Source organism: Ensifer sp. 2TAB8, from assembly GCF_052115125.1.
In the GTDB taxonomy this organism is placed as follows: domain Bacteria; phylum Pseudomonadota; class Alphaproteobacteria; order Rhizobiales; family Rhizobiaceae; genus Ensifer.
Genome location: NZ_JBFRGB010000006.1, coordinates 39,636 through 52,208, shown reverse-complemented (window position 1 = coordinate 52,208; position 12,573 = coordinate 39,636). Strand labels below are relative to the sequence as shown.

Annotated in this window: 13 protein-coding genes; 6 read left to right on the top strand and 7 right to left on the bottom strand. The window is 63.4% G+C overall.

Annotation, left to right across the window (positions count from 1 at the left end):
- Positions 1 to 18 precede the first annotated feature (18 nt).
- The 3 genes from AB4Z53_RS12635 to nudI all read left to right on the top strand — a co-directional run bounded on the left by AB4Z53_RS12635 (position 19) and on the right by nudI (position 1,651).
- Positions 19 to 507 (top strand): MaoC family dehydratase, encoded by a 489-nt coding sequence (locus AB4Z53_RS12635; protein WP_113541160.1) that lies wholly within the window; start codon positions 19 to 21, stop codon positions 505 to 507.
- Between the two features lie 23 nt (positions 508 to 530).
- A complete protein-coding gene (locus tag AB4Z53_RS12630; protein WP_441596166.1) occupies positions 531 to 1,070 on the top strand; it encodes a GNAT family N-acetyltransferase in 540 nt (179 codons plus the stop codon).
- A 143-nt stretch (positions 1,071 to 1,213) separates the two neighbouring features.
- Positions 1,214 to 1,651, top strand: a complete 438-nt coding sequence (nudI, locus tag AB4Z53_RS12625) for a nucleoside triphosphatase NudI (RefSeq protein WP_113541158.1) — start codon at positions 1,214 to 1,216, stop codon at positions 1,649 to 1,651.
- A gap of 54 nt (positions 1,652 to 1,705) precedes the next feature.
- On the opposite strand, the gene AB4Z53_RS12620 is transcribed toward nudI, so the two are convergent.
- Genes AB4Z53_RS12620 through AB4Z53_RS12605 form a run of 4 tightly spaced genes read right to left on the bottom strand, consistent with a single transcriptional unit; the run spans position 1,706 to position 6,824 of the window.
- Positions 1,706 to 2,257 carry a sarcosine oxidase subunit gamma gene (locus AB4Z53_RS12620; protein WP_291150660.1) on the bottom strand — a complete coding sequence of 184 codons (552 nt, stop codon included), beginning with the start codon at positions 2,255 to 2,257 and terminating at the stop codon, positions 1,706 to 1,708.
- On the bottom strand, positions 2,250 to 5,243 hold the full coding sequence (locus AB4Z53_RS12615) for a sarcosine oxidase subunit alpha (RefSeq protein WP_291150662.1): 2,994 nt from the start codon (positions 5,241 to 5,243) through the stop codon (positions 2,250 to 2,252). The genes AB4Z53_RS12620 and AB4Z53_RS12615 overlap by 8 nt, the downstream gene beginning before the upstream one ends.
- Entirely contained in the window at positions 5,240 to 5,560 is a 321-nt protein-coding gene (locus AB4Z53_RS12610; protein WP_113541155.1) for a sarcosine oxidase subunit delta, read from the bottom strand. Before AB4Z53_RS12610 ends, AB4Z53_RS12615 begins: the two co-directional genes overlap by 4 nt.
- Positions 5,561 to 5,570: 10 nt before the next feature.
- Complete coding sequence (locus AB4Z53_RS12605) at positions 5,571 to 6,824, bottom strand: sarcosine oxidase subunit beta family protein (RefSeq protein WP_113541154.1); 1,254 nt, start codon at positions 6,822 to 6,824, stop codon at positions 5,571 to 5,573.
- Between the two features lie 325 nt (positions 6,825 to 7,149).
- Here AB4Z53_RS12605 and rpsU point away from each other — a divergent pair, with 325 nt between their 5' ends.
- The 3 genes from rpsU (at position 7,150) to AB4Z53_RS12590 (ending at position 9,343) form a co-directional block, all read left to right on the top strand.
- On the top strand, positions 7,150 to 7,362 hold the full coding sequence (gene rpsU / locus AB4Z53_RS12600) for a 30S ribosomal protein S21 (protein WP_034786884.1): 213 nt from the start codon (positions 7,150 to 7,152) through the stop codon (positions 7,360 to 7,362).
- 366 nt (positions 7,363 to 7,728) lie between these two features.
- Positions 7,729 to 8,616: a tetratricopeptide repeat protein gene (locus AB4Z53_RS12595; RefSeq protein ID WP_113541153.1), complete on the top strand. Its 888-nt coding sequence runs from the start codon at positions 7,729 to 7,731 to the stop codon at positions 8,614 to 8,616.
- A 250-nt stretch (positions 8,617 to 8,866) separates the two neighbouring features.
- Entirely contained in the window at positions 8,867 to 9,343 is a 477-nt protein-coding gene (locus AB4Z53_RS12590; protein WP_223725604.1) for a DUF992 domain-containing protein, read from the top strand.
- Positions 9,344 to 9,447: 104 nt separating this feature from the next.
- Here AB4Z53_RS12590 and AB4Z53_RS12585 read toward each other — a convergent pair whose 3' ends face one another.
- From AB4Z53_RS12585 to AB4Z53_RS12575, 3 genes are read right to left on the bottom strand one after another with little or no spacing between them, the layout of a single operon-like run.
- Complete coding sequence (locus AB4Z53_RS12585; RefSeq protein ID WP_441596162.1) at positions 9,448 to 10,848, bottom strand: NAD(P)(+) transhydrogenase (Re/Si-specific) subunit beta; 1,401 nt, start codon at positions 10,846 to 10,848, stop codon at positions 9,448 to 9,450.
- A 10-nt stretch (positions 10,849 to 10,858) separates the two neighbouring features.
- Positions 10,859 to 11,269, bottom strand: coding sequence for a proton-translocating transhydrogenase family protein (locus AB4Z53_RS12580; RefSeq protein WP_441596161.1), 411 nt, complete (start codon positions 11,267 to 11,269; stop codon positions 10,859 to 10,861).
- The gene (locus tag AB4Z53_RS12575) at positions 11,269 to 12,414 is read right to left on the bottom strand and encodes a Re/Si-specific NAD(P)(+) transhydrogenase subunit alpha (RefSeq protein WP_441596159.1); all 1,146 of its coding nucleotides are present in this window, start codon (positions 12,412 to 12,414) and stop codon (positions 11,269 to 11,271) included. Before AB4Z53_RS12575 ends, AB4Z53_RS12580 begins: the two co-directional genes overlap by 1 nt.
- Between the last annotated feature and the right edge of the window lie 159 nt (positions 12,415 to 12,573).

Sequence of the window (12,573 nt, the reverse complement as noted above, 5' to 3'; positions counted from 1 at the left end):
TTGCTTCGAGGCGTTCACATGCTGCAGGACATTTCACTTTCTGAGATCAAGGACCTCGTCGGCAAAGAGGTCGGCGTTTCCGACTGGATCACAGTCACTCAGGAAACGATCGACAAGTTCGCCGAGGCAACCGGCGACTATCAGTACATCCACGTCGACCCGGTCCGCGCTGCTGCCGAGACGCCCTTCGGCGGCACCATCGCGCACGGCTTCCTGTCGCTCTCGCTGCTCTCGGCGATGAACTACAATTGCCTGCCGAAGATCCGCGAGCAGACGATGGGCATCAATTACGGCTTCGAGAAAATGCGATTCGTCGCGCCGGTGAAGAGCGGCGCCAAGGTGCGCGGCCATTTCACCATGGCGGATGCACGCTTCCGTGGCGCCAGCATGCTGATGATTACCTACGATGTCAGCGTCGAAATCGAAGGCGAGCGCAAGCCGGCGCTGACTGCGACCTGGCAGACCATCATCCAGTTCGACCCCAAGGATCGCCCCGCCGATGCCTGAAGCGGCGTGAGCGACGACCCCCAATGAGCGAAATCGTATCCGTGGAGCCGGCCGACGCGCGTTTCGTCAGCGACTTTGCCGGCTGCGACTTCTCCTTCGAGATCACGGCGGAGGCGCTGCCACCCTTCCTCGGCCCCGGTCTTGGCGCTGTTGCTCCCCTTGAGAGCTACAGCAAGAGCTGCGAAACCGATCCGGAAGAGCTTGCGGAGGCCGCCATGGAGCCGGGGGCGGCCCTTTTTGCTGCGCGCATCGATGGCAAGCTCGCCGGCTACATCGCGCCGTCGAAGGCGTGGAATGGCTTTGCCGAAGTCGACGACATCGCGGTCGACAAAGCCGCGCGACGGGCCGGCGTCGCCAGAGCCCTCGTGGACCGGGCGGTATCATGGGCAAGGGAACAGGGCCTGCCGGGTATCCGGCTCGAGACCCAGTCGAACAATGTCGGGGCCTGCCGCTTCTACGAACGTTACGGCTTCGAACTCGCCGGCTACGACCGGCATCTCTATTCCGCGCTGACGCCTGGAACACGCGAGATCGCGCTCTACGGGTACTTGCGCTTCGCCTGAAAAGTCAGAGCTCCATAACCCTCTCAATGGATGACGACGCAATCTTTGCGCGCGATCTGTTCTAGAGCGCTGCGCCATGGCATGAACGATCATGATCTTGGAAGCGGCACTCTTGGTCGCCCAGTCAGCGAATGGAGAAGTAATTGCGTCAGCGTGTGATCGTGTGCCCACTCATTCAGAACAAAGGTGCGTATTTGCTCTGCAAGATGCCGCCCGATCGCGGCGTGTTTCCCGGGCAATGGGCACTCTCCGGCGGCGGCCTCGAGCCGGGGGAACGGCTGGAGGAAGGCCTGCGCCGTGAAATACGGGAAGAGCTTGGAGACCGTCTGGAGATCGGAGTGATCAAACCCTGGACCTTCCGGGACGACATCAGGACAAAGTCCTATACCGACGGCTCAACCGAACAGCTCCACATGATCTACTTGATTTTTGACTGCGAGGCGGAAAATCGCGAAGTGACCCTGAACGACGAGTTCGTCGAACATGCCTGGGTCGAACCCGAGCGCCTGCAGGATTACGACCTGAACGAAGCGACGAAGCGCACGCTCCTCGAAAAAGGCATCTTGCTCGCTCGGCAATGAGCGCGAGCCCTGCGAATGCCGGGAGGTGCTGCGTGCACCTCCCGGCTGTTTCAATTAGTGGCCGGCGTCGGCAGCGCCCTCGGACAACAGCCCGAAGACGAAGGGCGAGAACGACCGCCAGCACTCGACCCGGAACTGATCCTCAGCCGTGCGGAAGAGGATGATCTCGGCCTTGCCGAGGATCGTGCGCGAGCAGCCGCCGACTGGGAAGATCGCCAAGGACAGATCCTGCGGGCAGCCGCTGTTGATAGCCACGTCCGCACCAGGGCCGCTGACGATGACGGCGACGTTGCGATGCGAAATGTCGACCGCCGAATGCAGCGTGCCGCTCGACGCCGCCGCCGCCATCAGGTCGGCTTCGCTTTCGTCGATGACCAGCCACTCGTCAGGACCGATCCACAGCGCATGGCGCTGGCCGGAGGAGGCCGAGGTCTTCGGCCGTGTCGGCAGCGTCACGCCGAGAGCGGCCGAGAGTGCCGGCAGCGCGTCGGCACCAGCGCGCAGCGAGATGCGGGTTGCCGTCGATGCCGGCGTCAGGATCGCTTCGGCCGAACCGCCGCGTGAGGTGAGCGCCGCCCTGCGGCTTGCAATTGCCTGGTCAGCCATGGAGGCGGCCCCCTTCCTTGTCAAAGAACACCATGTCGCTCACTTCGACGGCGATGGTACGATCGGTCATCGGCACGTAGAGCGTCTGGCCGAGGCGCTCGCGGCCGCCGGCCACCATGGCCAGCGCAATCGAGCGACCGCAGTTTGCCGACCAGTAGGACGACGTCACATGACCGAGCATGGTCATCGGCTTCGGTTGGTTCGGGTCGGCGACGATCTGCGCGCCTTCCTCCAGCACCACCTTCGGATCCTTGGTGAGAAGGCCGACGAGCTGCTTACGGCCATCCTTGACGAGATCCGGACGTTTCAGGCCGCGGATGCCGACGAAATCGGGCTTCTTCTTGGAGACGGCCCAGGAGAGGCCGGCATCGTCGGGCGTCAGCGTACCGTCCGTGTCCTGGCCGACGATGATGTAGCCCTTCTCGGCGCGCAGCACGTGCATGGTTTCCGTGCCATAGGCGCAAGCGCCCATCGGCTCGGCCCGCGCCCAGATCGCCTCCCAGACCGCCTGGCCGTAGTCGGCCGGCACGTTGACTTCGAAGCCCAGCTCGCCGGTGAACGACATGCGGAAGAGCCGTGTCGGCACGCCGCAGATCTTGCCTTCGGCGACGCTCATGTGCGGGAAGGCCTCGTTGGAGAGGTCGATGCCTTCGACGAGCGGCGCGATGATCTCGCGCGCCTTCGGTCCCTGGACGGCGATGACCGCCCATTGCTCGGTCGTCGAGGTCAGCCAGACCTTCAGATGCGGGAACTCGGTCTGCAGATAGTCTTCCATGTGGTTCATGACGCGCGGCGCTCCGCCGGTCGTCGTCGTCACGTGGAAGCGGTCCTCTGCCAAGCGACCGACCACGCCGTCGTCATAGACGAAGCCGTCGTCGCGCAGCATGATGCCGTAGCGGCAGCGGCCGGGCTTCAGGTTGTCCCAGGCGTTGGTGTACATGAGATTGAGGAACTGGGCAGCATCCGGGCCGACGACCTCGATCTTGCCGAGCGTCGAGGCATCGAAGACACCCGCCACATCACGCACCGTCTTGCATTCGCGCGCGACCGCCTCATGCATGTCTTCGCCGGCACGCGGGTAGAACCAGGCGCGCTTCCAGTTGCCGACATCCTCAAACTCGGCGCCATGCGCCTCCTCCCAGGCGTGAACGGGCGTCTTGCGCGCCGGGTCGAAAAGTGCGCCGCGGGAGTGGTTGACGATCGTGCCGAAGGTCACCGGCGTATAGGGCTGGCGGAAGGTCGTCAGACCCACCTGCGGAATGTCCTTGCCGAGCGCTTCGGCGGCGATCGCCAGACCGTGCATGTTGGAAAGCTTGCCCTGGTCGGACGCCATACCGTTGGTGGTGAAGCGCTTGATGTGCTCGATCGAGTGCATGCCTTCGCGCACCGCGAGACGGATGTCCTTGGCACAGACGTCGTGCTGGAAGTCGATGAAGGCCTTGACGGTCGTGTCCGGACCGGCACCTTCCGCAGCGCCGATCATGCCGCCGGTCCAGCCGAAGCGGTTTTCGCCCGAAAGCGCCACCTGCGCTCCGCCTTCTGCACCGGCCGCCCGTGCGGTCAGTTCGCCGGCGGCAAGCGCCTCGTCGATCGTGGCCTGCAGATCGTCGGTGCCGTTGCAGGCGCCGATAGACAGGCAATCCTGCAGATAGGTGCCGGGCAGGAAGCGCTGCGTCGTCGCATCGAACTTCACCTTGCCGCGCGACTGCGAGAAGAGGTGCACCGACGGCGTCCAGCCGGCCGAGACCAGCAGCGCATCGACCGCGATCTTGCGCGCCGAGCCGCCGCCATTGCGGGCGACGCTGATCGAGTTGACCCGCAGCTTGCCGCCGGCCTTGATGACCGAGTGCCCGGTCAGCACTTCGATGCCGAGCTTGTGCGCTTCGGCAAGCACCGCCTCGCCCGGGTTTTCGCGGCAGTCGACGATGGCCGCCACCGAAACACCGGCGCGCTTCAAATCGAAGGCCGCCTCATAGGCAGAGTCGTGCGCGGTATAGACGCCGACCTTGGAGCCGACGGCGACGCCGAAATGGTTGAGATAGGTGCGGCCGGCCGAAGCGAGCATGATGCCCGGACGGTCGTTATTGGCGAACACCATGTGCCGCTCGATCTGGCCGTTGGCGAGGATCACCTTCTTGGCGCGCACCTGCCACAGCCGCTCGCGCGGCAGCGACTTGTCGAGGGCCGCCAGATGATCGGTCACGCGCTCGACGAGGCCGACGAAATTGTGGTTGTAGTAGCCGAAGCCGGTGGTGCGGGTGAGCACCGTGACATTGTCCATTTCGGCCAAGGTCCTTGCAGTCTCCTGCGCCCAGTCCCAGCCGTCCTTGCCGTCGATCGTCGTGCCGCTTTCATAGCGAAGCGCACCGCCCATTTCCGGCTGCTCGTCGCAGATGATCACCTTGGCACCGGCCTTGGCGGCGGCAAGTGCCGCCGAAAGACCGGCAACGCCGCCACCGATGACGAGCACGTCGCAATGAGCGTAGCGGCTCGCATAGTGGTCAGGATCGGCCTCCGTCGGCGCGACGCCGAGGCCTGCCGCGCGGCGGATGAAGGGTTCGTAGATCGCATGCCAGGCAGCCTTCGGCCACATGAAGGTCTTGTAGTAGAAGCCGGCGGCGAAGAACGGCGACATGAGATCGTTGATGCCGCCGACGTCGAAGGCGAGCGACGGCCAGCGGTTCTGCGATTCCACCTTCATGCCGTCGAAGACTTCCTGCACCGTGGCGCGCACGTTCGGCTGACGACGGGCGGCATCCCGCGAAACGTCGAGCAGCGCGTTCGGCTCCTCGGCACCGGCCGAAAGAATGCCGCGCGGGCGGTGATACTTGAACGAGCGGCCGACCAAGTGAATGCCGTTGGCGAGAAGCGCCGAGGCGACCGTATCGCCTTCGAGCGCCGTCAGCGTGCGGCCGTCGAAGGTGAAGCGCGCCGTGCGTGCCGGTGTCAGGCGGCCGACGCCTGGAATGCGATTGGCACCCATCATTTCGCGGCTCCCTTATCCTGCTCGCTCTGAAGAATGGCGGCGACGTCAGGCTTCGGCTCGCCGGCCTTGTAGGTGGTGTAGAAGCGGTCGCTGACCGTGTCGCGGGCGGCGTTGAAGAAACGGCCGCAGCCGTGGATATGGCGCCAACGCTCGAAGATCAGACCCTTCGGGTTCTGACGCAGGAAGAAGTATTCCTCGAACTGTTCATCGGTGATGTCGGCGATGTTCTCCGGTCGGGCAATGTGGGCATCGCCGGCGCCGCGGAATTCGAGCTCGGAGCGCTCTTCCTCGCAATAGGGGCAGTAGATCAGAAGCATCTCGAAATCCTCAGTGCGCAACGGCGGCGGCAGCCGCCTCGTCGATGAGCCGACCGGTGCGGAAGCGCTCCAGCGTCAGCCCGGCGGCCAGACGGTGCGGTTCGCCCTTGGCGATCAGATGGGCGAAGAGGTTGGCCGAGCCCGGCGTCGCCTTGAAGCCGCCCGTACCCCAGCCGGCGTTCAGGAACAGGCCCGGTACCGGCGTGACGCCCTGGATCGGCGAGCGGTCCTGGGTGACGTCGACGATGCCGCCCCACTGCCGCATCATCTTGACGCGGCGGAACATCGGGAAGAGTTCGCAGATCGCATCGAGTGTATGGGTGATGATCTGCAGGCCGCCCGTCTGCGAATAGGAATTGTACTGGTCGGTGCCGGCACCGATGACGAACTCGCCCTTGTCGGACTGCGAGATATAGGCATGCACCGAGTTCGACATGACGACGCAGGGGAAGATCGGCTTCAGCGGTTCGGAAACCAGCGCCTGCAGCGGCTGGCTCTGCAGCGGCACGCGCACGTCGGCCATCTGCATGAGCACCGAGGTATGACCGGCAGCCGAAATGCCGACCTTCTTGGCGCCGATATAGCCGCGGTTGGTGTCGACGCCGACGACCCGGCCGGTCTCGTCGCGGCGGATACCGGTCACTTCGCAGTTCTGGATGATGTGGACGCCGCGGTCGGAGGCCGCACGCGCATAGCCCCAGGCAACCGCGTCGTGGCGGGCAGTGCCGCCGCGGCGCTGGAGTGCTGCGCCGTTGATCGGGTAACGCGCCGTCTTGGCGATATCGAGCGGYGGGCAATAGGCCTTGGCCTGCTCCGGTGTCAGCCACTCGTTGTCGATACCATAGAGGCGGTTGGCATTGATGTGGCGCTTGAACGATTGCTGGTCGTGGATGTTGTGCGACAGCATCATCACGCCGCGCGGCGAATACATGACGTTGTAGTTCAGATCCTGCGACAGGTTTTCCCAGAGCTTCAGCGAATGCTCGTAGATGTCCATGCTCTCTTCGTAGAGATAGTTGGACCGGATGATCGTCGTGTTACGGCCGGTATTGCCGCCGCCGATCCATCCCTTTTCCAGCACCGCGACATTGGTGATGCCGTGTTCCTTGGCGAGATAGTAGGCAGCGCCGAGGCCGTGGCCGCCGCCACCGATGATGATCACGTCGTATTCCTTGCGCGGCTCGGGCGAAGCCCAATGCGGGCCCCACCCCTTGTGGCCGCGCAACGCCTCGCGCGCCACGGCGAAAACTGAATATTTGCGCATCGGCCTCACTCCATGAACCCCGTTCTCATTGCCGTTAGAAATCGCAAATCCGAAGCCTGCGCAACGTTTCTTTTGCGACGCAATTGCGTGGACTTGCGCGCTGTTGCGACATGGTCGCCGATCGGTTACTTCCAGTGCGGGAACAGGCACGGCCCCGACATCCTAGGATTTTTCAGCACTTCCTCATGTCGTCACTGGACTTTTACCTGATGATCTGGTATCCGCTCCCCTAATCGTAAAGCTTCCAGCTTAGCGAATGTCATTCTTTTGCCTCCGGCACCTGACGGAGTCACAAACAACTCGAACCAAAGGAACGGGATTTCACGTGCAGGTACTTGTCCGCGATAACAATGTCGATCAGGCGCTCCGCGCTCTCAAGAAGAAGATGCAGCGCGAAGGCATTTTCCGCGAAATGAAGATGCGCGACTATTATGAAAAGCCGTCCCAGAAGCGCGCCCGCGAAAAGGCCGAAGCCGTTCGCCGCGTCCGCAAGCTGGCACGCAAGCGTGCACAGCGCGAAGGCCTCCTGGCCCGCTGATTTGTCGTTTTTTCGACGTTATCTAATGTAAGTCGTGGCGGGGGCGAAATATCGCCACCGCCTTTTTTTGGTATGGACATCTTTTCCGCCAACAGGCTAGCGTGATCGACGCTACCGGTGACGGATGGCTGGCCGGAGCGTTTGACCGGACGGTTTGCCGAGGCCCGATGAAGCCCGGCTGCGGAGCCCGCGGGGAGTTTCAGCGGCTCTACTGCATAATTCCTTGGATCGGGGTCGATTTGGGGGCAGAATTGTGCAGAAAATCAACCCGTTACAGTGACCTGAGTGCGTCCTGAAAGACGCGCGGCGCTGTAGGAACGGAAAGCCGACGGCTTTCGAGACCTTGTCGATTTGAGGGATCAACCTTTGACACTTGCTGCCATGACTGCGGACGTCTCCGGTTCTACTGTCCATGAGGCGTCTCGCCGCCACCAGCGTAAGCCAAGGCTTGCTGCCATGCTTCTCCTGGGTTCGGCCCTTCTTCTCGCAGGCTGCACGACCGACGGCCCCGACTCGATGACCAACAAGGTCGAGCGCGAACAGGGCTCGCAGGAAAACATCGCTTCGCTCTCAAGCGTGATCGCCTCGAACCCGAGCGACCCGGAAGGCTATAACGTCCGAGGTTCCGCCTACGGCCGCGCCGGCGAATATCGCCGGGCGATCGCCGATTTCGACCAGGCGATCCAGCTCAATCCGCGCTTCTACCAGGCCTATGCCAACCGGGCGCTCGTTCACCGTAACATGGGCAACACCCAGGCGGCTCTCGCCGACTACAACATGGCACTGCAGCTCAACGGCAGCTACGACGTCGCCTATATCGGCCGCGGCAACCTCTATCGCCAGGCCGGCCAGCTCGATTCCGCCTTCAACGATTTCAACAAGGCGATCCAGCTCGATACGACCGATCCCCGCGCCTACCACAATCGCGGCCTGATCTATCAGGCACGCAACCAGCACGGCCAGGCGATCGAAGATTTCTCGACGGCGATCTCGCTGTCGCCGAGCTCGCCGGAGCCCTACAACGGCCGCGGTATTTCCTACGTCGCCCAGGGCGACGACGACAACGCCTTCTCCGACTTCAACACCGCGATCAACCTCAACGGCAAGGTCGCCGAATCCTGGGCCAACCAGGCGCTGATCTACGAGCGCAAGGGCGACAAGGCCAAGGCGTCGAAGTCCTATTCGCACGCATTGCAGCTCGATCCAAAATACGAGCCGGCGCGTGCAGGCCTGGCGCGCGTCAAGGCGTCCTAACCGCCTCACCGATCATGGTTTTGGAAACGCCCGCGATTGCCTCGCGGGCGTTTCCATTTGTGCCGTTTGCCACCCTGCCCGTTCCGCCACGGCGGAACCTTCCCGGTCATCATCCGTTTGCCAAAGGCGTCACTGCCTGTTCCCATGGATCGGCTCCGAACCATGGAAAAACATGCAGCTATTCAAAGTGCTACCGCGCCTCTGGCGCGCCTTGAAGAAGGCGCAGCGCGGCAAGAACGGAGAGCAAGCAATGATCAAACGAACCCTCGTCACTGCGCTGGCACTGGCCGCGCTTGCCACGGGCCCGGCAGCCGCCGAGAACTATGTCGCGTTCGGCCGTCTCGTCTGCGGTTCGGAAGGCGGCACCGGCATGATCGTGACCTCGACCAAGAACCTGATGTGCACCTTCACGCCAACCAATGGCGGACCGAAAGCCGTCTATGCCGGCTCCATCCGAAAGATCGGCATCGACATCGGCAAGACCGGGAAGAGCACGATGGTCTGGGATGTCTTTGCCAAGACCGGAACGCCGGCCAGCGAATTCGCCCTTGCGGGCGAATACTACGGCGTCGGCGCCGATGCGAGCCTCGCGGTCGGCGGCGGTGCCAAGGTGATCGGCGGCGGCACCAACAAGGCCTTCATGCTGCAGCCGGTCAACGTCCAGGTCCAGGAGGGGCTAAACGTCGCGGTCGGCGTCGACGAACTGACGTTGGCACCGGCCGGCTAAGTCAATTCCAGGACGACGCGACAAAGCGCTTCATTGGAATACGCCCCAACGCAAAACGCCCGCCGAAAGGCGGGCGTTCCATGTCGACCAGCTCCAAGTGGCGCTTAAGCGTGCAGCGCCTTGACGATATCTTCCGTCACCTTCTTGGCGTCGCCGAGCAGCATCATCGTGCCGTCCTTGTAGAACAGCGTGTTGTCGATGCCGGCATAGCCGGAGCCAAGCGAGCGCTTGACGAAGAGGCAGGTCTTGGCCTTGTCGACGTCGAGGATCGGCATGCCATAGATCGGCGAGGACTTGTCATCGCGCGCCGCCGGGTTGGTGACGTCGTTGGCACCGATGACATAGGCGACGTCGGCCTGCGCGAACTCGGAGTTGATGTCCTCGAGTTCGAACACTTCGTCATAGGGCACATTCGCTTCCGCGAGCAGCACGTTCATGTGGCCGGGCATGCGGCCCGCGACCGGGTGGATCGCGTATTTCACCTCGACGCCCGCCGCCTTCAGCTGGTCGGCCATTTCACGCAGCGCATGCTGGGCCTGGGCGACTGCCATGCCGTAGCCCGGCACGATGATCACCTTGGTGGCGTTTGCCATCAGGAAGGCCGCGTCGTCTGCGGAACCCTGCTTGACGGTGCGCTGGACACCATCGTCGCTGCCAGCCGCCGCGGTCTCTCCGCCGAAGCCGCCGAGGATGACCGAGATGAACGAGCGGTTCATGCCCTTGCACATGATGTAGGAAAGGATCGCACCGGAGGAGCCGACGAGCGCACCGGTGATGATCAGGGCCAGGTTACCGAGCGTGAAGCCGATGCCGGCCGCAGCCCAACCCGAATAGGAGTTGAGCATCGACACCACCACCGGCATGTCCGCGCCGCCGATCGGGATGATGATCAGCACGCCAAGCGCCAGCGACAGCACGACGATCAGCCAGAACACCGTCGTGCTCTGCGTCAGCACCAGCATGATCACCAGGACGACGAGCGCGATCGCCAGGCCCGCATTGATGGCGTGACGACCCGAAAGCATGATCGGTTTGCCGGACATGCGACCGTCGAGCTTCAGGAAGGCGATGACCGAGCCGGTAAAGGTGATCGCGCCGATGGCAACACCGAGCGACATTTCGACCAGCGCCTGCGCATGGATGTCGCCGACGGTGCCGATGCCGAAACTCTCGGGCGCATACATGGCGGCGGCCGCCACCATGACGGCGGCAAGACCGACCAGCGAGTGAAAGGCGGCGACGAGCTGCGGCATCGACGTCATAGCGATGCGACGGGCAATCACCGCGCCGACACCACCGCCGATCGCGAGGCCGAGCACGATCAGCATCAGGCCACCGAAGCTCGGCTTGGCGAGCAGCAGCGTCGTGACGATGGCAATGCCCATGCCGATCATGCCGTAGGTGTTGCCCTTGCGGCTGGTGGTCGGGTGCGAGAGGCCGCGCAGCGCCATGATGAACAGGACGCCGGAGACCAGGTAGAGGAAGGCTGCGAAGTTCGCGTTCATCGGGCCGGCCTCACTTGTCTTTTTTCTTGTACATGGCCAGCATGCGCTGGGTGACGAGGAAGCCGCCGAAGATGTTGACGGAGGCAAGCACCAGCGCCACGAAGCCGAAGCCAGTCGCCAGGCCCGAGGCCGAGATGCCGACGGCGAGCAGGGCGCCGACGACGATGACCGAGGAAATCGCGTTGGTAACCGCCATCAGCGGCGTGTGCAGCGCCGGCGTCACCGACCAGACCACGTAGTAGCCGACGAAAATCGCCAGAACGAAGATCGCCAGGCGAAAGACGAAGGGATCGATCGCTCCGCCGGTGGCGCCGTGGGCAATAACGCCGGCCGATTCCGGAACGTATTCCGCGGCGGTGCGGACCGCCTCCACTGCCCGGTCGAGATCGGCGAGCGCCTTGTCGAGAAGTTCATTCGCCATCACTTATCCCCCTTGCTGGCACCGAAGTTCGGATGCACGACCTCACCGCCATGGGTGAGCGCCGTCGCCTTGACGAGCTCGTCCTCCATATTGACCGCAAGCGCCTTGGTCTCCTTGGAGACCATCGTCTCCAGGAAAGTGACAAGGTTCTTGGCATAGAGGCCTGATGCGGAAGCCGCGATGCGTCCCGGAACGTTCAGATGGCCGATGACCTTGACACCCTCGACCTCGGCAACCTTGCCGGCCTCCGCACCTTCGACGTTGCCGCCACGCTCGACAGCAAGGTCGACGGCGATCGAGCCCGGCTTCATGCTTTTCAGCATGTCGCGGGTAACAAGCCGCGGCGCTGGACGACCGGGGATGAGCGCTGTGGTGATGACGATGTCCTGCTTGGCGATATGCTCGGCAACGAGTGCCGCCTGTTTCGCCTGATACTCCTTGGACATTTCCTTGGCGTAGCCGCCAGCGGTTTCTGCCGCCTTGAACTCCTCGTCCTCGACGGCGATGAACTTGGCCCCGAGCGAGGCGACCTGTTCCTTGGCTGCCGGACGCACGTCCGTCGCTGAGACCACGGCGCCGAGACGGCGGGCCGTCGCGATCGCCTGAAGTCCAGCAACACCGGCACCCATGACGAAGACCTTGGCGGCAGGAACCGTACCGGCCGCCGTCATCATCATCGGCAATGCCCGATCGTATTCGTAGGCCGCGTCGATCACCGCCTGATAGCCGGCGAGGTTCGCCTGGCTCGAGAGCACGTCCATCGACTGTGCACGGGTGATGCGCGGCATCAGTTCCATTGCAAAGGCGGTCAAGCGCGCCTTGGCCATCTCGGCGATTGCCGCCTCGTTGCCATAGGGATCCATGATGGCGATGACGATCGCACCCGACTTGTAGCCACCGATTTCGGCAGTCGTCGGTCGACGGACCTTGAGCACGGCATCCGCCGTCTTGGCGTCTGCGTTGGTGCCGATCCTGGCTCCGGCCTTTTCGAACTCGGCGTCCGGAATACGCGACAGAAATCCGGCGCCCGCCTCGACGACGACGTCGAAGCCGAGACCTCTCAGTTTCTTCACAGTATCCGGTGATGCGGCAACGCGACCCTCGTTCGGATCTGTTTCCTTGGCGACAAAGATGATCTCGCTCACAAGTCCCCCTCCTGGCCGCAATCGAGCCAAAGCCGGAATGCGGGCATTCTCTCCGACTGCAAAGCGGGTGGGCCTATCGGGCCGACACGCCCTCATGTGCGCGGCACACGTGTGCCCGGCGCAATCTTCTGGAGCAAGCCATCCGCCTGAATGCGGGAC